This window comes from Streptomyces sp. NPDC093984, assembly GCF_044764595.1.
Taxonomy (GTDB): Bacteria; Actinomycetota; Actinomycetes; order Streptomycetales; family Streptomycetaceae; genus Streptomyces; species Streptomyces cynarae.
Genome location: NZ_JBIWIM010000006.1, coordinates 427,651 through 452,509, shown reverse-complemented (window position 1 = coordinate 452,509; position 24,859 = coordinate 427,651). Strand labels below are relative to the sequence as shown.

20 protein-coding genes are annotated in these 24,859 nt (G+C 71.9%); 15 read left to right on the top strand and 5 right to left on the bottom strand.

Annotated features, from left to right (window positions below; genetic code table 11):
* Positions 1–19: 19 nt before the first annotated feature.
* Positions 20–556 (bottom strand): HNH endonuclease, encoded by a 537-nt coding sequence (locus tag ACIRC0_RS23975; RefSeq protein WP_200417413.1) that lies wholly within the window; start codon positions 554–556, stop codon positions 20–22.
* A 321-nt stretch (positions 557–877) separates the two neighbouring features.
* Here ACIRC0_RS23975 and ACIRC0_RS23970 point away from each other — a divergent pair, with 321 nt between their 5' ends.
* The 14 genes from ACIRC0_RS23970 to ACIRC0_RS23905 all read left to right on the top strand — a co-directional run bounded on the left by ACIRC0_RS23970 (position 878) and on the right by ACIRC0_RS23905 (position 20,349).
* A complete protein-coding gene (locus ACIRC0_RS23970) occupies positions 878–1,975 on the top strand; it encodes a mechanosensitive ion channel family protein (RefSeq protein ID WP_403618912.1) in 1,098 nt (365 codons plus the stop codon).
* Between the two features lie 210 nt (positions 1,976–2,185).
* The gene (locus ACIRC0_RS23965; RefSeq protein ID WP_403618909.1) at positions 2,186–3,397 is read left to right on the top strand and encodes an ROK family protein; all 1,212 of its coding nucleotides are present in this window, start codon (positions 2,186–2,188) and stop codon (positions 3,395–3,397) included.
* A gap of 87 nt (positions 3,398–3,484) precedes the next feature.
* On the top strand, positions 3,485–4,816 hold the full coding sequence (locus ACIRC0_RS23960; protein WP_403618906.1) for an ABC transporter substrate-binding protein: 1,332 nt from the start codon (positions 3,485–3,487) through the stop codon (positions 4,814–4,816).
* A 2-nt stretch (positions 4,817–4,818) separates the two neighbouring features.
* A complete protein-coding gene (locus ACIRC0_RS23955) occupies positions 4,819–5,787 on the top strand; it encodes a carbohydrate ABC transporter permease (protein WP_403618903.1) in 969 nt (322 codons plus the stop codon).
* 2 nt (positions 5,788–5,789) lie between these two features.
* On the top strand, positions 5,790–6,683 hold the full coding sequence (locus ACIRC0_RS23950) for a carbohydrate ABC transporter permease (protein WP_403618901.1): 894 nt from the start codon (positions 5,790–5,792) through the stop codon (positions 6,681–6,683).
* A gap of 10 nt (positions 6,684–6,693) precedes the next feature.
* Positions 6,694–7,959: a 6-phospho-beta-glucosidase gene (locus ACIRC0_RS23945; protein ID WP_403618898.1), complete on the top strand. Its 1,266-nt coding sequence runs from the start codon at positions 6,694–6,696 to the stop codon at positions 7,957–7,959.
* A complete protein-coding gene (locus ACIRC0_RS23940) occupies positions 7,950–8,933 on the top strand; it encodes an N-acetylglucosamine kinase (protein ID WP_403618896.1) in 984 nt (327 codons plus the stop codon). The genes ACIRC0_RS23945 and ACIRC0_RS23940 overlap by 10 nt, the downstream gene beginning before the upstream one ends.
* Positions 8,934–9,415: 482 nt before the next feature.
* The gene (locus ACIRC0_RS23935) at positions 9,416–10,789 is read left to right on the top strand and encodes a hypothetical protein (RefSeq protein ID WP_403618893.1); all 1,374 of its coding nucleotides are present in this window, start codon (positions 9,416–9,418) and stop codon (positions 10,787–10,789) included.
* A gap of 29 nt (positions 10,790–10,818) precedes the next feature.
* A complete protein-coding gene (locus ACIRC0_RS23930) occupies positions 10,819–11,823 on the top strand; it encodes a glutamate ABC transporter substrate-binding protein (protein WP_403618890.1) in 1,005 nt (334 codons plus the stop codon).
* Positions 11,824–11,910: 87 nt separating this feature from the next.
* A complete protein-coding gene (locus ACIRC0_RS23925) occupies positions 11,911–13,233 on the top strand; it encodes a hypothetical protein (RefSeq protein ID WP_403618887.1) in 1,323 nt (440 codons plus the stop codon).
* On the top strand, positions 13,230–15,965 hold the full coding sequence (locus ACIRC0_RS23920; protein ID WP_403618884.1) for a tetratricopeptide repeat protein: 2,736 nt from the start codon (positions 13,230–13,232) through the stop codon (positions 15,963–15,965). Before ACIRC0_RS23925 ends, ACIRC0_RS23920 begins: the two co-directional genes overlap by 4 nt.
* A 3-nt stretch (positions 15,966–15,968) precedes the next feature.
* Positions 15,969–17,333 carry a protein phosphatase 2C domain-containing protein gene (locus ACIRC0_RS23915; RefSeq protein ID WP_403618881.1) on the top strand — a complete coding sequence of 455 codons (1,365 nt, stop codon included), beginning with the start codon at positions 15,969–15,971 and terminating at the stop codon, positions 17,331–17,333.
* A gap of 177 nt (positions 17,334–17,510) precedes the next feature.
* Complete coding sequence (locus ACIRC0_RS23910) at positions 17,511–18,857, top strand: VWA domain-containing protein (RefSeq protein ID WP_403618878.1); 1,347 nt, start codon at positions 17,511–17,513, stop codon at positions 18,855–18,857.
* Between the two features lie 82 nt (positions 18,858–18,939).
* Positions 18,940–20,349: an FHA domain-containing protein gene (locus ACIRC0_RS23905; RefSeq protein ID WP_403618875.1), complete on the top strand. Its 1,410-nt coding sequence runs from the start codon at positions 18,940–18,942 to the stop codon at positions 20,347–20,349.
* Between the two features lie 27 nt (positions 20,350–20,376).
* Here ACIRC0_RS23905 and ACIRC0_RS23900 read toward each other — a convergent pair whose 3' ends face one another.
* Positions 20,377–21,357 (bottom strand): methyltransferase domain-containing protein, encoded by a 981-nt coding sequence (locus ACIRC0_RS23900; protein WP_403618872.1) that lies wholly within the window; start codon positions 21,355–21,357, stop codon positions 20,377–20,379.
* Positions 21,358–21,479: 122 nt separating this feature from the next.
* Here ACIRC0_RS23900 and ACIRC0_RS23895 point away from each other — a divergent pair, with 122 nt between their 5' ends.
* Positions 21,480–21,893: a globin gene (locus ACIRC0_RS23895; RefSeq protein ID WP_366024561.1), complete on the top strand. Its 414-nt coding sequence runs from the start codon at positions 21,480–21,482 to the stop codon at positions 21,891–21,893.
* A gap of 26 nt (positions 21,894–21,919) precedes the next feature.
* Here ACIRC0_RS23895 and ACIRC0_RS23890 read toward each other — a convergent pair whose 3' ends face one another.
* Genes ACIRC0_RS23890 through ettA form a run of 3 tightly spaced genes read right to left on the bottom strand, consistent with a single transcriptional unit; the run spans position 21,920 to position 24,680 of the window.
* Positions 21,920–22,606 carry a hypothetical protein gene (locus ACIRC0_RS23890; protein WP_403618869.1) on the bottom strand — a complete coding sequence of 229 codons (687 nt, stop codon included), beginning with the start codon at positions 22,604–22,606 and terminating at the stop codon, positions 21,920–21,922.
* A complete protein-coding gene (locus ACIRC0_RS23885) occupies positions 22,603–23,013 on the bottom strand; it encodes an acyl-CoA thioesterase (protein ID WP_403618866.1) in 411 nt (136 codons plus the stop codon). Before ACIRC0_RS23885 ends, ACIRC0_RS23890 begins: the two co-directional genes overlap by 4 nt.
* A 2-nt stretch (positions 23,014–23,015) precedes the next feature.
* Positions 23,016–24,680, bottom strand: coding sequence for an energy-dependent translational throttle protein EttA (gene ettA / locus ACIRC0_RS23880; RefSeq protein WP_403618863.1), 1,665 nt, complete (start codon positions 24,678–24,680; stop codon positions 23,016–23,018).
* Positions 24,681–24,859: the final 179 nt, after the last annotated feature.

Here is a 24,859-nt window from a genome sequence, read left to right as displayed (position 1 = left end):
AACACGAAGGCCCGGATCCTCAGGCTGAAATGCCGTCGATCCGGGCCAAGGCGTCGTCCGCGCCGTACGGCTGCAGGTATGGCAGCCAGCGCGGGTCCCTATGGCCGGTGCCGATGATGCGCCAGGCCAGGCCGGTGGGCGGGGCGGGTTTGTGGCGCAGCCGCCAGCCCAGCTCGACGAGGTGGCGGTCGGCCTTGACGTGGTTGCAGCGGCGGCAGGATGCCACCACGTTGTCCCAGACGTGCTGACCACCGCGGCTGCGCGGGATGACGTGGTCGACGCTGGTTGCGACGCCACCGCAGTACATGCACCGGCCGCCGTCGCGGGCGAAGAGCGCGCGACGGGTGAGAGGAACGGGCCCCCGGTAGGGAACCCGTACGAATCGCTTCAGCCGGACCACGCTGGGTGCGGGGACAGTGACGGTCGCGCTGTGCAGGTAGGCGCCGGACTCCTCGAGGCAGACGGCCTTGTTCTCGAGGACGAGGACGAGCGCGCGGCGGAGCGGTACGACGCCGAGTGGCTCGTACGACGCGTTGAGGACCAGGACGTGCGGCACGGATGCCCTCCTTGTACGCCGGCGGCGCGTGGCTCGCGCCGGGACGATCTGAGAGCCAGTCTCCCCTCATGCCTGGTGGAAGCGCCACCATGTCCCGGTAACGGGCTGGGAGTGTTTTCGACCACACCCGGTGCGCCACCGGCCGCGCGCCCCCTGCTTCACCTGGTGAACCCCCAGGTGACACGGTCTCTCCACGGGACATCGTCATGATCCCCACACGATGCCCCGTTAGTGTGGTGCTCCTGCCGTCCGGTGACCTTTCCGTGACCTCGACGACCTTGACCGCCCCCGCCGGAGGCAGACGCACAGGAGGTACCCGCCGTGTCCCTGCCCGCCCTACTGGCCGCCGGAGCCACACCGGCTCCGTCCCCCACGGAGTCGACGGCCCCGGCGGTTCCCACGCTCCAGGACGCCCAGGAGAGCGCGAACCACGCCGCGAGCTGGGTCGAGCAGAACTGGTCGACCTGGCTCGCGATAGGCCTCAGGGTCATCCTGATCCTGGTCATCGCGGCAGTGCTCAGAGTGGCGGTACGGCGCGCGATCACCCAGCTCATCGAGCGCATGAACCGCACCACCGAGGCGACGGCGAACGGCACCTCGCTGGGCGGCCTGCTGGTCAACGCCGAGCGCCGCCGGCAGCGCGCGGCGGCCATCGGATCGGTGCTGCGCTCGGTGGCGAGCTTCCTGATCCTCGGTACCGCGGCGCTGATGGTGCTGGCGACCTTCCAGATCAACCTGGCCCCGCTGCTGGCCTCTGCGGGTGTCGCGGGTGTGGCGGTCGGTTTCGGCGCCCGCAACCTGGTCACGGACTTCCTGTCCGGCGTGTTCATGATCCTCGAGGACCAGTACGGCGTCGGCGACACCATCGACGCGGGTGTGGCCTCGGGCGAGGTGATCGAGGTCGGCCTGCGCGTGACGAAGCTGCGCGGTGCCGACGGCGAGATCTGGTACGTCCGCAACGGCGAGGTCAAGCGCATCGGCAACCTCTCGCAGGGCTGGGCGACGGCCGGGGTGGACGTCACCGTCCGCGCGAGCGAGAACCTGGACCGGGTGAAGGGGGTCCTGGACGCGGTGGCCGAGCGGATGAGCAAGGAGGAGCCCTGGAACGAGATCCTCTGGGGCCCGGTCGAGGTGCTCGGACTGGACAGCGTGCTGATCGACTCCATGGTGATCCGTCTCTCGGCGAAGACCATGCCGGGCAAGGCCCTGGCGGTGGAGCGGGAGCTGCGCTGGCGCGTCAAGCGGGCCTTCGACGAGGCGGACATCCGCATCGTGGGCGGCCTGCCCACCACCCTCACGGGGGAGGAAGCCGCCGACGCCGCGGTCCCGGTGGCACCCCCGTCGGCCCACGCGAACCCCGAGTCCCCGCAGTCGGAGGCCGCCTCACCGATCCCGCCACCGCGCCCGGCGGCCAAGTAGCACGGCCGACGGCTCGTACGACCCGCCCCAGGGCGCCCGGAAATCTCCGGGCGCCCTTTTCCGTGGGGTATTGACGCCTCCGGGACACGGCGCCTACCGTCCTCTCACCAATAGGAAACTTTCCTAACAGTGACCGGAAACGATCGCTCGGTGGACTTCCCCGCGCCCTCACTGAGAAGCTGGTCCGTCGAAAGGCAGGTGGCGACACGCATGGCAGGATCCGCCGGTACACCGGGCACCCCCCGGGTGCTGCGCGCCATGAACGACCGCGCCGCACTGGACCTGCTCCTGGAGCACGGCCCGCTCAGCCGCACCCGCATCGGCAAGCTCACCGGCCTGTCGAAGCCCACCGCCTCCCAGCTGCTGGCCCGCCTCGAGGCCGCCGGACTCGTCCTGATGACCGGCACCAGCGAGGGCCGCCCGGGCCCCAGCGCCCAGCTGTACGTCGTCAACCCGGCCGCCGCCCATGTCGCCGGCCTCGACGTCACCCCCGAGCGCATCCTCGCCGCCGTCGCCGACATCACGGGCCGGACGGTCGGCGAGTACGAGCTGCCCACCCCCGGCCGCCGCGCGGCGCAACCCGTCGTGCGGCAGGTCACCGACGCCCTCGACGGCGCCGTGAAGGCCGCCGGGCTCGCCGCCTCCGACGTGCACCGGGTGGTCATTGGCACCCCGGGCGCCTTCGACCCCAACACCGGCCGCCTGCGCTACGCCTCCCACCTGCCCGGCTGGCACTCCCCCACGCTGCTGGAGGAACTCGCCGCCGCCCTGCCGATGCCGGTCGAGTACGAGAACGACGTCAACCTCGTCGCCCTCGCCGAGCAGCGCCTGGGCGCGGCCAGGGGCCACGACGACTTCGTGCTGCTGTGGAACGAGGGCGGTCTCGGCGCCGCCCTGGTCCTCGGCGGCCGGCTGCACCGCGGCTGGACCGGCGGCGCCGGCGAGGTCGGCTTCCTGCCGGTGCCCGGCGCCCCGCTGGTCCGCCAGGTCACCAAGGCCAACAGCGGCGGCTACCAGGAACTGGCCGGCTCCCAGTCCATCCCCAAGCTCGCCCGCGAACTGGGCATCGAGGACCTGCCGACCGGCCCGTACGCCGAGGTCGCCGCCACCCTCGTCGCCCGGGCCGCCGACAGCGCCACCGGCCCCCACCGGCGGCTCCTTCAGACGTACGCGACCCGGCTGGCCACCGGTCTGGCCTCGCTCGTCTCCGTGCTCGACCCCGAACTCGTCGTCCTCAGCGGCGCCTCCCTCACCGCCGGGGGCGAGCCGCTGCGGGGCCTGCTCCAGGCCGAACTGGAGGAGCTGGCCGCATCCCGGCCACGCCTCGTCGTCGGCGACGTACGTGAACACCCCGTGCTGCGCGGGGCGCTGGAGAGCGCCCTAGCCACCACCCGCGACGAGGTCTTCGACACCTCGCGCTGAGTCCCCGGGTCCCCACCCCGGTTCCACCCCGCCCCGGCACCCGCTCCGGTCGAACCACGCCCCCGCCCGTCCCAGGGAGACCCCGTCATGCCCGAAACAGTCCGAAAAGTCGCCTTTGCCCTGACCGCCTCGGTCGCTCTCCTCACCACCGCCTGTACCGGCCAGTCCTCCTCCGGCGCGAGTGACGACGCGTCCAAGCAGACCACCATCAACTTCTGGCACGCCTGGAGCGCGCCGAACGAGACCAAGGCCGTGAACGCGCTGATCGCCGGCTTCGAGAAGGCGCACCCCAACATCCACGTCAACGTCGTCGCCAACATGACCGACGACAAGATCAACCAGGCGCTGCGCACCGGCGGCGACAAGGCCCCCGACGTCATCTCGTCCTTCACCACGAACAACGTCGGCAAGTTCTGCTCCTCCGGCGCCCTGGTCGACCTCAACCCGTTCTTCAAGAAGGCCGGCATCGACCCGGCCACGACGTTCCCGAAGGCGATGAACGAGTACACCCAGTTCGACGGCAACCGCTGCACGGTGCCGCTGCTGGGCGATGCGTACGGGCTCTACTACAACAAGACCGCCTTCAAGAAGGCGGGCATCACCGCCCCGCCGAAGACGTGGTCCGAATTCGAGACCGACGCCAGGAAGCTGACCCTCCCCGACGGGGACGGCTACAAGCAGCTCGGGTTCATGCCGGACTACCACGGCTGGGAGACCACGACCGAGCACTACTTCGCGCAGTTCTCCCCCACCTACTTCGACAAGAACGGCAAGTCGAACCTCGCCGAGGACCCCGCCTTCACCGCCGGCTTCACGCTCCAGAAGAAGCTGGTCGACGAACTCGGCGGCTACCGGAAACTGGAGAGGTACCGCTCGAAGCTCGGTGACGAATGGGGGCCCAAGCACCCCTTCCACACCGGTCAGGTCGCCATGCAGCTCGACGGCGAGTGGCGCCTGGGCATGGCCCTGGACGCCAAGCCGAACTTCGACGTCGGGGTCGCCCCGCTGCCCGTCCCCGACGACCAGGCCTCGCAGTACGGCAAGGGCTACATCACCGGCACGATCGCCGGTATCGCCGCCACCAGCACCAAGCAGAACGCGGCCTGGGAGCTGGTGAAGTACATGACCACCGACACGGACGCGGTGGTGAACTTCTCCAACGCCATCCACAACGTGCCCTCCACCCTGGCGGCCCTGAAGTCCCCGAAGCTGAAGTACGACCCGCGCTTCAAGACGTTCCTGGACATCGCCGCGAACCCGAACTCCACCACCACGCCCGCATCGGTCAACGGCGGCGTGTACCTCACGACGATCCAGCAGCTCGGATACGACTACGAGAGCGGCAAGGTCACCGATCTGAAGGCCGCTCTGCGGAAGACCGCCCAGCAGATCGACACAGACATCGCGCAGGCGAAGTAGCGATGAGCACGATCACTCTCGCGTCGAAGCGCCGCAAGGCCGGCCTCGTGGCGAAGCGCAGAAAGAGGGCACTGCGCACGGCCGCCTTCATGTCGCCCTGGCTGATCGGCTTCGCGGTCTTCTTCGCGTACCCGCTGATCTCGACGGTCTACTTCTCGTTCATGCACTACGACGGCTTCCGGCCGCCGACATGGAGCGGAACGAAGAACTGGACGTACGTCTTCGAGAACTACCCCTACTTCTGGCCCGCGTTGCGCAACACCCTGTGGCTGGTCGTCGTCATGGTCAGCCTGCGGGTCGTCTTCGGGCTCGGCGTCGGACTGCTGATCACGAAGATCAAGACGGGGACGGGCGTCTTCCGCACCCTGTTCTACCTGCCCTACCTCGCCCCGCCCGTCGCCGCCACCATGGCGTTCGCCTTCCTCCTCAACCCGGGTACGGGCCCGGTCAACTCGATCCTCGAGAAGATCGGCATCCCGGCACCGGGCTGGTTCAACGACCCCTCCTGGTCCAAGCCCGCCCTCACCCTGCTCGCCCTGTGGGGCATCGGCGACCTGATGGTCATCTTCATGGCCGCCCTGCTCGACGTGCCGCAGGAGCAGTACGAGGCGGCCGAACTGGACGGCGCGTCGGCCTGGCAGCGCTTCCGGTACGTGACGCTGCCGAACATCTCGCCCATCGTGATGTTCGCGGTGGTCACCGGAGTGATCCAGACCATGCAGTACTACACACAGCCCCTGATCGCCGGGAAGGTCGCCTCCGGTGTCATCCAGGGCGCCGGGACGCAGTTCGAGCCTGGCTACCCCGAGAAGTCCACGCTCACCCTGCCCCAGCTCGTCTACAACCTCGGCTTCCAGCGCTTCGACTACGGCTCCGCCTGTGTGGTCGCGCTCGTGCTGTTCGCCCTGTCCATGGTGTTCACCGCGTTCCTGATGCGGCGCCGGGGCGGCCTCAACCTGGCAGGTGACTGACCATGACCCAAGTACTCGACAAGCCGGTGGGGGTGCGGGCGCCCGTCTCGCCGGCCGCGCGCACCGCCCGCCGCAGGGCCGCCCTGGAGTGGGTCGCGGTCCACTCCCTCGGCGTGGCCGCCGCCCTCTTCTTCACGCTCCCCTTCGTGTTCGTGCTCCTGACCTCGCTGATGAGCGACACCCAGGCACTCAGCCGCGACCTGATCCCGCGCACCTGGGAGTGGGGCAACTACAAGAGCGTGCTCGACACGCCCGGCTTCCTCACCTGGTGGAGGAACACCCTCGTCTACGCCGGCCTCGGCACCGTCCTGACCGTCGTGTCGTCCGTTCCGGTGGCGTACGCGCTCGCCAAGTTCCGCTTCCGGGGCCGGAATCTGTCCCTCATGCTGGTGATCGCGATGATGATGCTGCCGCCGCAGGTGATCATCATCCCGATGTACCTGTTCTGGGCGAAGCAGCTGGATCTGGCGGGCACGCTGTGGCCGCTGATCATCCCGATGGCGTTCGGTGACGCGTTCTCCATCTTCCTGCTGCGCCAGTTCCTGATGACCATCCCGAACGAGTACCTGGACGCCGCGAAGGTCGACGGCTGCGGTGACCTGCGCACCCTGGTGAAGGTCGTGCTGCCCATGGCCCGGCCGGGCATCGCCGCCGTCGCGCTCTTCCAGTTCTTCTACGCCTGGAACGACTACTTCGGCCCGCAGATCTACGCCTCCGAGAACCCGGGCGCCTGGACGCTGAGTTACGGCCTGGAGTCGTTCAAGGGCGCGCACCACACCGACTGGAACCTGACCATGGCCGCGACCGTGCTGGTCATGGCCCCCGTGATCCTCGTGTTCTTCTTCGCCCAGCGGGCGTTCGTCGAGGGCGTCACGCTCACCGGAGTGAAGGGTTAGTCAGCCTCACATGAAACTCACCGTGGTCGGCGGAGGGTCGACCTACACGCCTGAACTCATCGACGGATTCGCACGGCTGAGGGACACGCTGCCGGTCGAGGAGCTGGTCCTCCTCGACCCGGCCGTCGAACGCCTGGAGCTGGTGGGCGGGCTGGCCCGGCGGATCCTCGCCAGGCAGGGGCACCCCGGGCGGGTCGTCACGACCGGCGCCCTGGACGAGGCGGTCGAGGGGGCCGACGCCGTGCTGCTCCAGCTGCGCGTCGGCGGCCAGGCCGCGCGGGAGCAGGACGAGACCTGGCCGCTGGAGTGCGGCTGTGTCGGCCAGGAGACGACCGGCGCGGGCGGCCTCGCCAAGGCGCTGCGCACCGTGCCGGTGGTCCTGGACATCGCCGAACAAGTGCGCCGCCGCAACCCGAAGGCCTGGATCATCGACTTCACCAACCCGGTCGGCATCGTCACCCGCGCCCTGCTGAAGGAGGGCCACCGGGCGGTCGGGCTGTGCAACGTGGCGATCGGCTTCCAGCGCAAGTTCGCCGCCCTGCTCGGGGTCACACCCGCCGATGTGCACCTGGACCATGTGGGCCTGAACCATCTCACCTGGGAGACCGGTGTGCGTCTGGGCGGCCCCGAGGGCGAGGACGTGCTGCCCAAGCTGCTCACCGAGCACGGCGAGGCGATCGCCGCCGATCTGCGCCTGCCCCGGGCCCTCGTGGACCGGCTCGGCGTGGTCCCGTCGTACTACCTGCGCTACTACTACGCGCATGACGAGGTCGTACGGGAGCTGAAGACGAAGCCTTCCCGCGCCGTCGAAGTCGCCGCGATGGAACGGGAGTTGCTTCAGATGTACGGCGACCCGGAGCTCGACGAGAAGCCCGCTCTGCTCGCCCGGCGGGGCGGCGCCTACTACTCGGAGGCCGCGGTCGACCTCGCGGCGGCGCTGCTCGGCGGGTCCGGGTCGCCGTACCAGGTGGTCAACGCGTACAACCAGGGCACGCTGTCCTTCCTTCCGGACGACGCGGTGATCGAGGTGCAGGCGGCCGTCGGCCCGCACGGACCGACCCCGCTGCCCGTACCGGCCGTGGACCCGCTGTACGCGGGGCTGATGGCGAACGTGACGGCGTACGAGGAGCTGGCCCTGGACGCCGCCCTGCGCGGCGGCCGGGACCGCGTCTTCCGCGCCCTGCTCTCCCACCCCCTGATCGGCCAGTACGACTACGCCGACGCCCTCACCGACCGACTGATCGCGCACAACCGGGAGCACCTCGCGTGGGCCTGACCGCAAGTGTCCTCGCCATCGACGCGGGCAACAGCAAGACCGACGTCGCCGTGGTGGCCGCCGACGGCGAGGTCCTCGGCACCGCGCGGGGCGGGGGGTTCCGGCCGCCGGCCGTGGGCGTGGAGACGGCGGTGGACGCCCTGGCGGAAACCGTCGAGCGGGCCTGCGCGGCGGCGGGGGTCGCCTCGGTCGCCCATGTCTCGGCCTGCCTGGCCAACGCCGACCTGCCGGTGGAGGAGGAACAGCTGGCCGCCGCGCTGCACGCGCGCGCGTGGGGCACGACGGTGGAGGTGCGCAACGACACGTTCGCGATCCTCCGGGCCGGGGTGGCCGAACCGAGAGGCGTCGCCGTGGTCTGCGGCGCCGGCATCAACTGCGTCGGCATGCGCCCCGACGGACGCACCGCCCGCTTCCCCGCACTCGGCCGCATCTCCGGTGACTGGGGCGGCGGTTGGGGCCTGGCCGAGGAGGCCCTGTGGTGGGCGGCGCGCGCGGAGGACGGCCGCGGCGGCCCCACCGCCCTGGCACGCACGCTGCCGGCGCACTTCGGCCTCGCCTCGATGTACGCGCTCATCGAGGCGCTGCACCTGGGGCACATAGCCCACGCCCGGCGCCACGAGCTGACCCCGGTGCTGTTCACGACGGCCGAGGAGGGCGACCCGGTGGCCCGCGCGGTCGTGGACCGGTTGGCGGAGGAGGTGGTCACGATGGCGACGGTGGCGCTGAGGCGGCTGGACCTCCTGGAGGAGGAGACGCCGGTCGTACTGGGCGGCAGCATCCTGGCGGCCCGGCACCCCCAACTGGACGACGCGGTAAGGGACCTCCTGGCGTCCAAGGCCCCGAAGGCGGTCCCCCAGGTGGTCACGGCCCGCCCGGTCCTGGGAGCAGCACTACTGGGCCTGGACCACGAGAACGCCCCGAGAGAGACCCAGACACGGGTACGGGCGTACTACGAGGGACCGCAACGCGGCTGAGCCGACGAGGAGTCGTACCTGCGCAGCTGCGGACGCCCGAGCACCGGGCGCCCGCCCACCCAGCCGCGGCAGCGAAGCCACCGGGCGGCGCCCAGCCACCGCGAGGCCGCCACCGCGGCTGTCGCGCCTGTCGTAGCCGCCGCGGCTGAGCAGCCGCGACAGCTGGCGCAGCCGCGGGCAGCCGCCATAACCGCCGCAGCCGCCCCGGCTGCGGGCAGTCGTGCCTCCCCCAGAGCCTTAACGCCCTGGGAGGTACCCCCAGGGGCGGCACGGGTGGGCGCAGCGGCACGCCGTAAGCGCCGGGCTGCGCAACCTCCCCCCGGCCCACCCCACCCCCGGGAACCGAACACCCTCACGACGCGTATTCAAGACCGGGGGGGCACCACAACGGCACAGCTCAGCAACAAGATCGCGTGAAGCCCTGTGCGGACAGCACCCCCGCGGCGATACTTGCCGCGACGGATGGCCAAGGGGGAGGTCAGGTGACACAGCTGCAGCACGGCGTCGCCCCACCGGCGACGCCCCTCGCACCCCGCCGCACCGCCTTCGCCGAGGGCGCCGACCGCCTGCGCGCCGCCGCCGCCACCGAACCCGGCCGGCTCCGCGTCATCGGCGCCGTCCTCGCCCTGCTCGTCGTCTCCTTCGGCGCCGTCACCGCCTGGCAGATGACCGACCGCGCGGGCGCCGCCGACGACGTACTGCACCGCAGCCAGCCGCTCAGCGCCGGCGCCGCCGACATCTACCGCTCCCTCGCCGACGCCAACACCGCGGCCTCCAGCGGCTTCCTGGCGGGCGGCCAGGAACCCCCGGCGACCACCCTCCGGTACGAGAAGGACATCCGGACGGCCGCCGCCAAGCTGGTGACCGCCGCGGCCAACGCCGAGCCCGGCTCCCCCTCCGCGGCCACCATCACCAAGCTCAACACCCTGCTCCCGGAGTACAAGGGCCTCATCGAACGCGCCCGCGCCAACAACCGCCAGGGCTTCCCGGTCGGCGGCGCCTATCTGCGGGCGGCGAACGAGAAGATGCAGCGGGAGATGCTGCCGGCCGCCCAGGACCTGTACACCAAGGAGAACCAGCGGCTGCGCTCCGACTACAAGAGCGCCACTCCGTATCCCTGGTTCGCCCTCGCCCTCGGCGTCCTCGCGCTCGCCGCCCTCGGCTGGGCCCAGCGCCGCCACTACCTGCGGACCAACCGGGTGCTCAACCACGGTCTGGTCGCCGCCACGGCCGCCTCCGCGATCGTCCTGCTGTGGCTGGTGGCCGGCCACAGCGTCGCCCGCGCGGGCCTGAACTCCTCGTACGCGCACGGCATCCGCTCGCTGGACGTGCTGCACGACGCCCGTATCGCGTCCCTGAACGCGCGCGGCAACGAGAACCTGACCCTGGTCAGCCGCGGCGCCGAGACCAAGAAGCTGCCTAGCGGGGCGGTCGAGGACGCCTACGACTACGCGTTCCAGCAGGACATGGACGCACTCGGCACGACCCTCGCCAAGGCGGCCTCCCTCGCCGACGACCGGGCGGGCGAGCAGCCCGTGAAGGCCGCCACCGGCAACATGAAGGTGTGGCAGGAGCGCCACAGGCAGGCCCGGGCGGCCGACGACGACGGCAACTACCAGGCGGCCCTGAACAAGATCATCGGATCCAGGGCGGACCAGCCCACCGGCGAGTGCTTCGACAGCGTGGACGCGAACCTGGCGAAGGCGCTGGACCACGAGGAGAGTGAGTTCGTGCAGGCGGCGAGCGGTGGCCGGGACGCCATGACCGGGCTCCCGGTGGGCGCGGCCGTCCTCGCCGTGCTGGGCGCCTCCGGCGCGGTGCTCGGCATCGGGCGCAGGCTGTCGGAGTACCGGTGAGAGGGGGAGCGGTGAGAGGGGGAGCGGCGATGATCGCACGGCGTCTGAGGGCGAGCCTGAAGGGCTGGGGCGGCGTGGCGGCGATGCTCGTCGCCTGCGCGCTCACCCTGGTCCTCGCGCTGCTGCTGCCGCTGACCCACCCGCCCGGGAGCGGCTCCACGGCCACCGGCGGCCCGGGCCTCGCCCGGGCCACCCAGGCCAAGGACGACTCCTGCGGCGGCCACCCGGAGCGGATGAGCCCGCCGCCGTCGAGCGACGAGAGCGGCCCGGCGGTCACCGCCATCAAGCAGCGCGGCTATCTCTCGGTGGGCGTCGACCAGAACAGCTACCACTGGGGCTACCGCGACCCCAACACCAAGGGCAGCGACCTCGAGGGCTTCGACATCGACCTCGCCCGCGAGATCGCCCGGCAGATCATCGGCAGCCCGGACGCCGTCCGCTTCCACGCCATCCCCACCAACCAGCGCATCCCGGCGATCAAGAACCACCAGGTGGACATGGTGGTGCGCACCATGACGATCACCTGCGCCCGGCTGGCGGACGTCTCCTTCTCCGAGCCGTACTTCACGACCGGGCAGCAGGTGCTCGCGCCCAAGTCGTCCCCGATCACGGGCTATGACACGTCGCTCGCCGGCAAGAGGATCTGCTCGGCCCAGGGTTCGACCGCGGGCGCGAAGCTGACCGAGGACAGGAAGTCCGGCCGGCTCGCCGCGTCCGCCGACATCTCCACCACCGTCCCCAACCAGCTCGACTGCCTGGTGAAACTGCAACTCGGCGAGGTCGACGCGGTGGTCACCGACGGCGCGCTCGCCGCGAGCCAGGCCGCCCAGGACCCGACCGTCGAGCTCAAGGGGAAGCCCTTCACGACCGAGTACTACGGCGTGGCGATGAACAAGGATGACAAGGATCTGGTACGCCGGGTCAACCAGGTGCTCGAGGACTACCGCAGGAACGGCTGGCAGGCCTCGTACACCAGGTGGCTGTCCCAGACGCTGGGCAAGGACTCGACGCCGTCACAGCCGCCTTCCACCTGAACCGGCACAACCGACCTGGTACCACTGGAGAGTTGCCCCGGCGCACCGGACACGCGCGCGGGGAACGACGAGAGCGAGAGGTGATCGATGGGCGTCACGGGACCCACCGGGCCGGTGCTGGACCGGGACGAGGTGGACCGTGCGCTGGCGCGGCTCGGTGCGGAGCACGAGGCCATAGAGACCTCGCTCCTCGCCCTGCAGGACCACGCGGGCCGCAGACTCCTCGAGGGCGCCGAACTGACCGGCGTCACCAAGGAGCGGTGGGCGTCGGCGGAGGCGTCGATCACCCTGCTGTGGGCGTACTTCGACGCCTACACGGACACGCTGCGCACCGCGCGGGAGATCCGCTCCCGCAGGCGCTGGTCGAGCCGCGAGGACCTGGCCGAGCTGACCGAACTGCTGCGCGGCCCGAGCGTCACCGTCGCGGGCGGCACCACGGCGACGGCGAACGCGCCGACCCTGGCGGGCACCGGACGGCTCAGCGAGCAGTTCACCCTGGAGCAGCTCGTGGACCGGATGAACGACCTGTACGCGTCCTCCCTGGACATGGTCGTCGCCGCCGACGCGGTGTGGTCGGCGCTGCCCGCCCGGATCGATTTACTGGCCGCGGAGTTGCAGCGCACGCGTCAGCTCGCCCACTCGGTGGGCGTACGCCCCGGCGAGCATCCGGCGGGTGACGACCTGGAGCGCATCACCCGCACGCTGACCAGGCTGCGCGAGCAGGTGGTCTCCGACCCGCTGGCCTACTGGGTCCCTGCCCAGGGGAGTTCGGCGCCCGGCGGCGGCAGGCCGGACACCACGGTGTACGACCGCCAGGCACGCGCCCTGGAGGACGTACGCCGGGAGATCGACGCCGTGCTGACGGTGCGCCAGGACGCGGAGCAGCGGCTCGTCAGACTGCGCGACCTGCTCAGCCGCGCCGACCGCACCCTGGCCGAGGCCCGCAGCGCGCGCGGTGAGGTGCTGGCGAAGATCGCCGCCTCGGAGGTGCCCGCCGTCAGCGGCCCGCCCACCGCGCTGCAGGAGCAGCTGGCGACGGCCGCCGAGTACCGCAGGCACGCCCAGTGGCACCGTCTCTCGCCGCTCCTGGACTCGCTGGAGCAGAGGGCGGAGGACGAACTCCAGCGCGCCCGCGAGTCGCTGACGGCGGTCACCGCGCCGCTCGCGGTCCGCGCCGAGCTGCGCGGCCGCCTCGACGCGTACAAGGCGAAGGTGGCCCGGCACGGCCTGGCGGAGGACCCGCTGCTGGTCGAGCGGTACGACACGGCCCGCCGCATGCTGTGGAGCGCGCCCTGCGACCTGAGGGCCGCCGAGCAGGCGGTGCTGCGCTACCAGAGGGCGGCCGCGGAACTGCTCGGCGCGCGCGTGCCCGAGCCGGGCGCACCGGCCGACCGGAGGGGGGAGGCATGAGCCAGGCGGGGCGGACGTGCCAGCGGCCCGGCTGCGAGGGGGCGTACGAGGACGTGGGCGGCGGCGAGCTGTACTGCGACACGTGCGGGCTCGCGCCGGTCGTCTCGGCGAAGGGCGCGGAGGGCTCGCCGCCTGCGGGGGGCACCGCGGACGGCAAGGGCTCCCAGGGTTCGGGAACCGGCGGCGCGCGGCCCGGTTCCGGGGCGTCGTCGCGGTCGTCGCAGTCGAGGCGGTCCTCGCAGTCCCGGCGGTCGGTGTCGGGCCGGCTGTCCGGGAAGTCCACCGGCCGCTCGGTGTCGGTGCGCAGCTCCGGTTCCACGGCCGGGAGTTCGGGTCGCAGCCGGCTCGGCCTGGGCCTGGTGCAGGTCCCGGCGGTGCCACGGCCCGACCCGCGGGCCATGGTGCTGGAGCGCGCGGAGGTGCCCGAGCGCAAGCGGTTCTGCTCGCGCTCCGACTGCGGGGCCCCGGTGGGGCGGGGGCGCGGCGACCGGCCCGGGCGCACGGAGGGCTTCTGCACCAAGTGCGGCCACCCCTATTCGTTCGTCCCGAAGCTGAAGGCCGGCGACATCGTGCACGGCCAGTACGAGGTCGTGGGCTGCCTGGCGCACGGCGGGCTCGGCTGGATCTACCTGGCGGTCGACCGTGCCGTCTCCGACCGCTGGGTGGTCCTCAAGGGCCTGCTGGACACCGGCGACCAGGACGCGATGGCCGCGGCGATCTCCGAGCGGCGCTTCCTCGCGGAGATCGAGCACGCCAACATCGTGCGGATCTACAACTTCGTCGAGCACCTGGACCAGCGCACCGGCTCGCTCGACGGCTACATCGTGATGGAGTACGTCGGCGGCAAGTCGCTGAAGGAGATCGCCAACGAACGTCGCGCACCGGACGGGCGACGCGATCCGCTGCCGGTAGAGCAGGCGTGCGCGTACGGCATCGAGGCGCTGGAGGCGCTCGGTCATCTGCACAGCCGGAACCTGCTGTACTGCGACTTCAAGGTCGACAACGCCATCCAGACCGAGGACCAGCTCAAGCTGATCGACATGGGCGCGGTGCGCAGGATGGACGACGACGAGTCGGCCATCTACGGCACGGTCGGCTACCAGGCGCCCGAGGTCGCGGAGGTCGGCCCGTCGGTGGCCTCCGACCTGTACACGGTCGCGCGCACCCTGGCGGTGCTCACCTTCGACTTCCAGGGCTACACGAACGCCTACGCGGACTCCCTGCCCGACCCCGACACCATCGAGGTGTTCCGCCGGTACGAGTCCTTCTACCGGCTGCTGGTCCGCGCCACCGACCCCGACCCGGCGCGCCGGTTCGCGTCCGCGCAGGAGATGTCGGAGCAGCTGACGGGGGTGCTGCGCGAGGTCGTCGCGCTTCGGACGGGCCGTCCGAGGCCCGCGCTGTCGACACTCTTCGGTCCTGAACTCAAGGTCACGGACACGGAGTTGTTCCCGAAGCAGGCCGGTGAGGTGTCGCGGCTGGGTGCACGGGTGGTGCCGGCGCGCCGCCTGCGCCGGGCGGCCGGGGGTGCCCTGCCCGCCACACCGGGAACGCCGGGCTCCGGCACCGGGGGTGCGCTGCCCGCCACGCCGGGCTCCGGAACCGGGGGTGCCCTGCCCGCCACGCCGGGCACGCCTGGCTCCGGCGCCGTGGGAGCCGCGTCCGCCCCTGCCGTCGCAGCCCCTACCCCCGCCGCCCCTCCCGCCGTCTCCGGCTCCCCCGCCGCCGGGAGAAGTCCGGGAGCGGCCGGGAGCACGGGTGGCGGGGCCGCCGCCGGCGCCCCCGCCGTGGTCAAGCCGGTCGACGCTCCTGCCGCCGCGCTCGCGCTGCCCGTCCCGCATGTCGACCCCGGCGACCCCAACGCCGGTTTCCTGGCCGGTCTCATGGCCTCCGCCCCCGCCGAGCTGATCGTCGCTCTGCGGAGCGCACCCGCCGCCTCCCCGGAGCTGCGGCTGCGCGAGCTGCGCGCCCGGCTCGATATGGGCGAGACGGCAGGTGCCGGGCAGGCTCTCGCGGCCCTGGAGGCGGACCACGCCGACGACTGGCGGGTCGTGTGGTACCGGGGCGTCACCGCGCTCGTCACGGGCGACCACGAGGCCGCCGCGCTCTCCTTCGACGCGGTCTACGACGCCTTCCCCGGCGAGCCCGCGCCCAAGCTGGCCCTCGGCCTGTGCGCGGAGGTCCTCGGCCAGCTCGACAACGCCGCCGAGTACTACCGACTCGTCTGGACGACCGACCCGAGCTACGTCAGCGCGGCGTTCGGTCTGGCCCGCGTCCAGTTCGCCGCCGGTGACCGCCAGGGTGCCGTGCGTACCCTGGAGTCCGTGCCGGAGGCGTCCATCCACTACACCGCCGCCCGCGTCGCCGCCGTACGGGCGCGGCTGCGGCAGCGCACCGGCCGGGGACCGGACCCGGCCTTCCTGGACGACCTGGTGGCCGCCGCGGGACAGGTGCAGGCACTGGAGGCGTACGGTCTGGACGCCGTGCGGCGCGAGCAGTTGTCCACAGAGGTCCTGGGCTGTGCGCTGGACTGGGTACTCTCCGGTGGCCAGGGCTCCGCGCCGCCCGCGGCCGACGGGCGGGCGCTGCTCGGCAGCGACCTGGACGAGCGCGGCCTGCGCTTCGGCCTGGAGCGCTCGTACCGGACGCTGGCCAGGCTCGCACAGGGCGGCGAGGAGAGGATCGACCTGGTGGAACGTGCAAACCGTTACCGCCCCCGGACGTGGGTGTGATCGATGTCGCAGATGCCCCGGTCGACGGCGCTTTCGCGGTGCCCCAGCTGTGAGGAGCCCCTGGAGTCGGGCGACCTCTACTGCGGTGCCTGCGGGTACGACCTGTCGGTGGTGCCCGCCCCGCCGTCCGACCCCCCGACGCTGACCATGAACGGCACGGTGCCGCGGCCCTCTTCGGAGGAGCCCCCGGTGGACTGGCCGGCCGCCCCGCCGGCGGGCGGCCCCCAGGCGCCCGCCCCGGTGCACCTGCCGACCGACCTGCCGGGCACGGACCTGGGCGGCGCGGAGCCGCCCGGCACGCCCGCCGGGAGGGGCGTGCGGTTCGACCGTCCCGCGGAACCCGACGACTACCACCTCGCCTCCCCCCAGCACTCGACCCCTCCCGAGCAGGGGGGACCCCCCTCTCAGCCGGTCGACCCGCGCACCGCCGTGCCTCCCACGCCTCCCGCCGGCACGAAGGTCTGCGTGGCCTGCCGCGCGGGCACCGTGGACAGCGACGGCTACTGCGAGAACTGCGGCCACGCCCAGCCGCGCGAACGCGACCACTTGGAGCAGGAGTTGGGCGCGGTCGCGGCGGTCAGCGACCGCGGCCTGCGCCACCACCGCAACGAGGACGCGTTCGCGGTCTCCTCCACCGCGCTGCCCGACGGCTCGCCCGCGGTCGTCGCGGTCGTCTGCGACGGCGTGTCCTCGGCGACCCGCCCCGACGACGCCTCTCTGGCCGCCTCCCGGGCGGCGAGCGAGGCGCTCCTCGACGCCCTGCCGCGCGGCACGCACCCGCAGCAGGCCATGCACGACGCGATCGTCGCCGCCTCGCACGCCGTCAACTCCCTGGCCGCCGAGCCCGAGACGGCCCAGGAGCACGCCCCGCACCAGAACGCGCCCGCGTGCACCCTGGTCGGCGCCGTCGTCACCGCGAGTCTGCTCGTCGTCGGCTGGGTCGGCGACAGCCGCGCCTACTGGGTCCCGGTGGACCGCGCCGCGCCGCCGGCCCGGCTCACCGAGGACGACTCCTGGGCCGCGCAGATGGTCGCCGCGGGCCTGATGAGCGAGGCCGAGGCGTACGCCGACGAGCGTGCCCACGCGATCACGGGCTGGCTCGGCGCGGACGCCTACGAACTGGACCCGCACACCGCGTCGTTCAAGCCGGACCGGCCGGGTGTGGTGGTGGTGTGCACCGACGGGCTGTGGAACTACGCGGAGGCCGCCGAGGAGATGGCCGAGGTGGTGCCGCTCGACGCCGGGCTCCGCCCGCTGCACGCCGCCCGGGTACTGCTGGGCCACGCCCTGGACGGCGGCGGGCACGACAACGTAACAGTGGCGGTCCTCCCGTTCCCGGCCCTGCCGCAGGGGGCAGGATCCGCCTGAGAGGTGTGCCGGGGCACCGCGAGGGTGCCCCTGGACGCGCCCGGGGCCGGCGGGGGTCGGCCCTGGGTCCTGTCCTGTCGTGGGAGTTCGACGGCAGGACACAGGACCGGAGGGGACCGGTCCACCACCAGTCGTCACCCACCGCGGTGGGGTTCTCAAGGGGGATCCGATACGGCCATGGCCAATTTCTCGAAGTCGAACGTGCCGCAGTTCTCGGTGGACGTCTACCAGAACGAGTACCTGCCGGAGGGGGGCCGCGAGGTCAACGCCATCGTCACGGTGACGGCGACCGGCGGCGGCACGATCGGAAGCGCCGTCACGGCGCCCCACCTCTACGCGCCGGGGCAGGGCCCGGACGCGGCCGTGGCGATCATGGTCGACTGCTCCGGGTCGATGGACTATCCGCCGACCAAGATGCGCAACGCGCGCGAGGCGACCGCCGCCGCCATCGACACCCTGCGCGACGGCGTGCACTTCGCGGTGATCGGCGGCACCCATGTGGCCAAGGAGGTCTACCCGGGCGGCGGGCGGCTCGCGGTCGCCGACGCGACCACCCGGGGCCAGGCCAAGCAGGCGCTGCGCCGGCTGAGCGCGGGCGGCGGCACCGCGATCGGCACCTGGCTGCGGCTCGCGGACCGGCTGTTGTCCTCGGCGGACGTCTCCATACGCCACGGCATCCTGCTCACCGACGGCCGCAACGAACACGAGTCCCCCGACGCGCTGAAGGCCACGCTGGACGCCTGCGCCGGCCGGTTCACCTGCGACGCGCGGGGAGTGGGCACCGACTGGGAGGTCAAGGAGGTCACCGGGATCGCCTCCGCGCTGCTCGGCACCGCCGACATCGTCGCCGATCCGGCCGCCCTCGCCGCCGACTTCACACAGATGATGGAGACGGCCATGGGCAAGGAGGTAGCGGACGTCGCGCTGCGGCTGTGGACACCCGTCGGCACGGAGATCAAATTCGTCAAGCAGGTGGCGCCCACCGTCGAGGACCTGACCGCCCGACGGGTCGAGGCGGGTCCGCGCGCCGGGGACTACCCCACCGGCTCCTGGGGCGACGAGTCCCGCGACTACCACGTCTGCGTCCGGGTCCCGCCCGCGAACATCGGCCAGGAGATGCTGGCCGCGCGCGTGTCCTTGGTCATACCCCAGAGCGACGGAAGTGCCCAGAGCCTCGGCGCCCAGGGGCTCGTACGAGCCGTGTGGACCGACGACATGGCGGCGTCCACGTCCATCAGTCCCCAGGTCGCACACTACACAGGCCAGGCCGAACTCGCCCAAGTCATCCAGCAGGGGCTGGATCTGCGCAAAGAGGGCGATTTCGATGGCGCAACGGCCAAACTGGGCCGCGCCGTTCAGCTCGCGAATGCCTCAGGGAACGCGGATACTGCGAAACTGCTTGCGAAGGTGGTGGACGTGGTCGATGCCGCGACAGGTACTGTGCGACTGAAGGCGAAGGTCGCGGAGGCCGACGAGATGACACTCGAGACACGGTCCACAAAGACTGTTCGTGTAAAGAAGTGACATAACAGCCAGCCCGACCCCCAGGGGTTGGAGAACCACGCCGGTCCCGGTGGCCGGGAGAAGGAGAGGGGGACGCGCCGACATGCCGACCTGCCCGAACGGACACCAGTCGGGTTCCGACGACTGGTGCGAGGTCTGCGGTCACCGTATGGCCGGTGCCGTACCCCCGCCGCCTCCACCGCCGCCCGCCGCCGGTTACGGCTACCCGCCGCCGGGTTCGCCCCCGCCGCCTCCGGGCGCGGGCGGCCGCCTGGGGGGACGCCCGCTGTCCGCCGCACCCGATTCCGAGCCGGAGCTGTGCCCGCAGTGCCGTACGCCCCGCGAGGGCGGCGCCCCGTTCTGCGAGGAGTGCCGGTGGAACTTCCTGACCAACACGGCGACCTCGTACACCCCCGCCGCCCCGCGCACGCCGGCGCCGGGTCTGCCGCCGCACTTCCAGCAGGGCGGACCGGCCAGGCCCGGCCCGGACTCCTACGACTACGAGAGGTCCCGGCCGTCACAGGTCAACCGGCCTGCGGAACCGATTCCGCCGTCGCCGCCGTTCGGCAGCGAGCCGTCCGGGCCGACGCGGTTCGGCCCGGACCCCTCGCGCCCGTCCGGTCCGCCCGGCTTCGGTGCCGATCCCTCGCGTCCGGTTCCGCCGCCGCCCGGGCCCACGTCCGGTGGCCCTGGCGGTCCCGGTGGCCCTGGCGGACCCGGTGGCCCGGGGGGACCCGGCGCGTCCGGTGGTCCGCAGACCACGGCTCCGGGTGCCCCGTCGGGCTACCCGCAGGGCGCACCGCCCTCCGCCTTCCAGCGACCCGGTCCGCCGCCTCCCCCGCCGCCGACCCAGGGCTTCCCGCCGCCCGCCCCGCCGCAGTCGGGCGGTCCGTCCTTCGGCGGCGGTGACGACGACTGGGTGATCTCCCCGCCGTCGTCCGGCCCGGCGCCCGGTGGCCCAGGCGGTCCCGGTGGCCCAGGCGGCCCCGGCGGCACCGGTGGCCCGGGTGGCCCCGGCGGCACCGGTGGCGGTCGGGGCGGTGCCTACGGCTACCCGCAGCCCGGTGCCACCCAGGCCCCGCCGCGCCCGTACGAGCAGCAGCAGCCGGCGACCTGGACCGCGACCATCGGTCCGGACCGCGAGTACTTCATGGCGATGATGCAGCGCTCCGGCCCCGAGGCCGCGGGCCTCAACCTGCCCGCGTACTCCCCGGAGCAGCAGCGCACGCTCACCGGCAACCAGGTCACCATCGGCCGCCGCCGCCACTCCACCGGCGACACCCCCGACATCGACCTGTCGGTGCCGCCGGAGGACCCGGGCGTCTCGCACCAGCACGCGGTGCTCGTGCAGCAGCCGGACGGGTCCTGGGCGATCGTCGACCAGAACTCCACCAACGGCACCACGGTCAACGGCTCCGAGGAGCCCATCCAGCCCTTCGTGCCGGTGCCCCTGCAGGACGGGGACCGGGTGCACGTGGGCGCCTGGACGACGATCACCATCCGCCGGGGCTGAAGGGCTGAAGGGCTGAACGACCGACGCTCAGGGGAGGGGCCAGGCGTACGGCCCCTCCGGGTCGTCCAGCCACGCCCAGGAGCGGTCGCCGCCGACCGTGATGCCGTACCGCTCCCGCCCGGGCTGTTCCTCGCGCTCCCACAGCGTGTAGGCCTCGTACGGGTCGAGGCTGCCCCGCGTCAGGGCCAGCAGGAACCGGAACCGGTCGTCACCCCGCGCCCGCTGCGGCAGCCCGCCCAGATCCCGCGGCTCCGCTTCGGGACGGGTGCCCCCGCGCAACGGCACGAAGAAGGCGGGCGTACGCAGGAAACGCCCCTCGGCGTGCCCCGCGTCCCGTACCCGCAGGGCGATCAGCCCCGTGGCGAACGGCGTGAGGATGCGCGCGCCCGGAGTGCACTGCGCGAGCCAGGCGCCCGGGATCGCACTCAGCGAGCAGGTCGCGATGACCCGGTCGAAGGGGGCGCGTTCCGGTACGCCGCGCGCGCCGTCGCCCGTGACCACGGCCGGGTGGTGTCCCGCGGCCGCCAGGTGCTGCCGGGCGGACTCGGTGATCTCCGGGTCGAGGTCGATGGTGGTGACCCGGTCGTCGCCGAGGCGGTGGGCGAGCAGGGCCGCGTTGTAGCCGGTGCCGGCACCGATCTCCAGTACGGCGTTCCCGTCCTCGACGCGCAGCTCGGTCAGCATCTCCGCCATCAGGGAGGGCTGACTGCTGGAGGAGACCAGCTCGCCGTCGCGCACACGGGTGGCCAGCGGGGTGTCGGTGTACGCGCCGCGCAGCCACTGTTCCCTGCGCTCCGGGTCGGGGTCGCCGCACCATCGGCGCTCGTAGCCGCCCCTGACGCCGATGTAGTAGTACGGCACGAAGAGATGGCGCGGCACCGCCTCGAACGCCTCCCGCCACACGGGATCCGCGCTCCAGGCGCCGCTCGCGTCGATCTCCCGCACGAGTTCCGCCCGTGCGGACGCGGCGAGGTTCTCCAGATCCTGGTCGAGAGCGTGCGTGGCCATACCTCCACTGTGCTGCGGCACACAGTCCGAAGCGAGCACGCCGCGCTCCTGATCCGGAATCCGTCCTCCAGGCCGTCCCCCTGGTCCTAAGCCTTGCGTCCTCGGTCGGCGTGTCTGAGACCATGGAGCATGTGAAAGAGATTCGGCGCGGCACGCTTCAGGAGCAGACCTTCTACGAGCAGGTCGGCGGTGAGGAGACCTTCCGCCGCCTGGTCCACCGTTTCTACGAGGGAGTCGCCGAGGATCCGATCCTGCGGCCCATGTACCCCGAAGAGGACCTGGGCCCGGCAGAAGAGCGCCTCGTCCTGTTCCTGATCCAGTACTGGGGCGGCCCGACGACGTACAGCGAGCAGCGCGGCCATCCCCGTCTGCGCATGCGCCACGCTCCGTTCGCCGTGAACCAGGCCGCGCACGACGCCTGGCTGAAGCACATGCGGGTCGCGGTGGAGGAACTCGGCCTCTCCGAGGAGCACGAGACCACGCTGTGGAACTACCTGACGTACGCCGCCGCGACGATGGTGAACACTCCGGGGTGAGCCTCGGGGTAAGGCTCCGCTGAACGTCAGCGGACGCTGACGTTCAGCGCGCCGAGTCCGGCCCTGCGCACGGCGATCGACCCGTACGGTGTACGCAGCCGGAGCCATGCGCCCGAAGAGAGCAGCGCAACCGGTTCCTCGGTGGACGCCTGCGGGGCCGGGCGCAGGAAGCCCAGTGACTGCGCGGCGTGCACGGCCCGCACCGGCAGCCCGGTGTCCCCCACCGTGCGGGACCAGATCTCCCGGCCGATCCGGTCGAGTTCGGCACGGGTGCGCCGCTCGGCCGGCAGCTCCTCCGTACGGCACCTGAACTCGGCCACCGCCGCCGCCACGGTCGCCCGCAGCGCGTCGGGCGCCCCGAGCCCCGGCTCGGGCCGCCAGCCGGCGCGCGGCGGCAGGACTCCCGCCCAGGGCGGCCCGGTGACGGCGGCGGGCACCGCCGCCGTGGCCGCCGACTCGTCGACGGACTCCAGGAGTTCACCCGCCGACACGGTCACATCGAGCTGGACCTCCAGCCCGTCCTCGTACGGCTTGGCGAGCCGCACCGCGCGGACCGCGAGCACCTCGAACGACGGCGGCCGCCCGAAGACCGCCAGCGCCGTCCCGGTCGCCTGCAGACGTACCGCGGCGCCGCGGTCGTAGTGGAGCAGCCGGGCCAGGAAGGCGGCGAGGTCCGCCGCCTCCCCGTCGTCGGCGAGGTGGAGCACCGTCATGCGGCGACGGCCTCCTCCTCGTCGTCCCGGTAGTCGTCGAGGAACTCGCGCTCCTCCGCCGTGATCCGGCGGGGCCGCTGTGCCTCGAAGTCGAACGGCACGACCACCGTCGAGGCCCGGACGCAGACCTGGTCGCCGTCCTTGACCTCGTAGGCGACCGTGAAGGACGCCGCCTTGATCTCCGTCACCCACAGCTCGATGTCCACCGGCTCGGGCCGGTGGACGAGCTGCCGCTTGTAGTCGATCTCGTGGCGTGCCACCACGGATCCCTGCCTGAACTGCTTGTCCGGGCGGCTCAGGAAGTCGATCCGGGCTTCCTCCAGGTAGCTGAGGAACACCGCGTTGTTGACGTGGCCGTACGCGTCCATGTCCGCCCAGCGCAGCGGGCAGCGGTAGATGTGGCGCAAGATCAGCCCCGGGTCAGCTTCCGGTAGGTGGCACGGTGCGGACGGGCCGCGTCCGGGCCGAGCCGCTCGATCTTGTTCTTCTCGTACGACTCGAAGTTGCCCTCGAACCAGAACCACTTGGACTCGCCCTCGTAGGCGAGGATGTGGGTGGCCACACGGTCGAGGAACCAGCGGTCGTGGGAGACGACGACGGCGCAGCCGGGGAACTCGAGCAGCGCGTTCTCGAGCGACGACAGCGTCTCCACGTCGAGGTCGTTGGTCGGCTCGTCGAGGAGCAGCAGGTTGCCGCCCTGCTTCAGGGTGAGCGCGAGGTTGAGGCGGTTGCGCTCACCGCCGGAGAGGACACCGGCGGGCTTCTGCTGGTCCGGGCCCTTGAAGCCGAAGGCGGAGACATACGCCCGGGACGGCATCTCGACCTGGCCGACGTTGATGTAGTCGAGCCCGTCGGAGACGACCTCCCAGAGCGTCTTCTTCGGGTCGATGTTGGCGCGGGTCTGGTCGACGTACGAGATCTTGACGGTCTCGCCGACCTTGATGTCACCGGAGTCCGGCGTCTCCAGCCCCTGGATCATCTTGAAGAGCGTGGTCTTGCCGGCGCCGTTCGGGCCGATGACACCCACGATGCCGTTACGCGGCAGCGTGAACGAAAGGCCGTCCACGAGGATCTTCTCCCCGAAGGCCTTGTGCAGGTCGTTGACCTCGACCACGACGCTGCCCAGGCGCGGGCCCGGCGGGATCTGGATCTCCTCGAAGTCCAGCTTCCGCATCTTCTCGGCCTCGGCGGCCATCTCCTCGTAGCGGGCCAGACGCGCCTTGGACTTGGCCTGGCGCCCCTTGGCGTTGGACCGCACCCACTCGAGCTCTTCCTTCAGGCGCTTCTGCCGCTTGGCGTCCTTCTGGCCCTCGACCTTGAGGCGGGTGGCCTTGGTCTCCAGGTAGGTGGAGTAGTTGCCCTGGTAGGGGTAGGCGCGGCCGCGGTCCAGCTCGAGGATCCACTCGGCGACGTTGTCCAGGAAGTACCGGTCGTGGGTGATCGCCACGACGGTGCCCTCGTACTTGGCCAGGTGCTGCTCCAGCCAGTTCACGGACTCGGCGTCGAGGTGGTTGGTGGGCTCGTCGAGGAGCAGCAGGTCGGGCTGCTCGAGGAGGAGCTTGCAGAGCGCCACGCGGCGCTTCTCACCACCGGAGAGGTTGGTGACGGGCCAGTCGCCGGGCGGGCAGCCCAGTGCGTCCATGGCCTGCTCCAGCTGGGAGTCCAGGTCCCACGCGTTGGCGTGGTCGAGGTCCTCCTGGAGCTTGCCCATCTCCTCCATCAGCGCGTCCGTGTACTCGACCGCCATCTGCTCGGCGATCTCGTTGAACCGGTCGAGCTTGCCCTTGATCTCGGCGACACCCTCCTGGACGTTCTCCAGGACGGTCTTCTCCTCGTTCAGCGGGGGCTCCTGAAGCAGGATGCCGACGCTGTAGCCGGGCGTGAGGAACGCGTCACCGTTCGACGGCTGCTCCAGCCCCGCCATGATCTTCAGCACGGTCGACTTACCGGCACCGTTCGGACCGACGACGCCGATCTTGGCACCCGGCAAGAAGTTCAGGGTGACGTCGTCGAGAATCACCTTGTCGCCGTGCGCCTTGCGCGCCTTGCGCATGGTGTAAATGAACTCAGCCAAGAGAAACCGTCCGGCAGCTTGAAATCTGGCAGTGGGCAGATACACCCCATCTTGCCGTACGGCCACCCCTGGGCGGAAACGCGTATGGTCCGAGCGCTCTGACCTGGGGTTTCGCTGTTGCGGCTGGGGCTCGTCTGTCACTGTCGGTCGCTGTTGAGTGCTCCCGGGCGCCCTCGCAC

Coding starts and splice junctions, on each gene's coding strand:
- ACIRC0_RS23955 (WP_403618903.1), top strand. CDS start 4,819: ATGAGCACGATCACTCTCGCGTCGAAGCGCCGCAAGGCCGGCCTCGTG.
- ACIRC0_RS23965 (WP_403618909.1), top strand. CDS start 2,186: ATGGCAGGATCCGCCGGTACACCGGGCACCCCCCGGGTGCTGCGCGCC.
- ACIRC0_RS23905 (WP_403618875.1), top strand. CDS start 18,940: ATGCCGACCTGCCCGAACGGACACCAGTCGGGTTCCGACGACTGGTGC.
- ACIRC0_RS23945 (WP_403618898.1), top strand. CDS start 6,694: ATGAAACTCACCGTGGTCGGCGGAGGGTCGACCTACACGCCTGAACTC.
- ACIRC0_RS23925 (WP_403618887.1), top strand. CDS start 11,911: ATGGGCGTCACGGGACCCACCGGGCCGGTGCTGGACCGGGACGAGGTG.
- ACIRC0_RS23920 (WP_403618884.1), top strand. CDS start 13,230: ATGAGCCAGGCGGGGCGGACGTGCCAGCGGCCCGGCTGCGAGGGGGCG.
- ACIRC0_RS23910 (WP_403618878.1), top strand. CDS start 17,511: ATGGCCAATTTCTCGAAGTCGAACGTGCCGCAGTTCTCGGTGGACGTC.
- ACIRC0_RS23915 (WP_403618881.1), top strand. CDS start 15,969: ATGTCGCAGATGCCCCGGTCGACGGCGCTTTCGCGGTGCCCCAGCTGT.
- ACIRC0_RS23890 (WP_403618869.1), bottom strand. CDS start 22,606: ATGACGGTGCTCCACCTCGCCGACGACGGGGAGGCGGCGGACCTCGCC.
- ACIRC0_RS23900 (WP_403618872.1), bottom strand. CDS start 21,357: ATGGCCACGCACGCTCTCGACCAGGATCTGGAGAACCTCGCCGCGTCC.
- ACIRC0_RS23930 (WP_403618890.1), top strand. CDS start 10,819: ATGATCGCACGGCGTCTGAGGGCGAGCCTGAAGGGCTGGGGCGGCGTG.
- ACIRC0_RS23895 (WP_366024561.1), top strand. CDS start 21,480: ATGGAGCATGTGAAAGAGATTCGGCGCGGCACGCTTCAGGAGCAGACC.
- ACIRC0_RS23950 (WP_403618901.1), top strand. CDS start 5,790: ATGACCCAAGTACTCGACAAGCCGGTGGGGGTGCGGGCGCCCGTCTCG.
- ACIRC0_RS23960 (WP_403618906.1), top strand. CDS start 3,485: ATGCCCGAAACAGTCCGAAAAGTCGCCTTTGCCCTGACCGCCTCGGTC.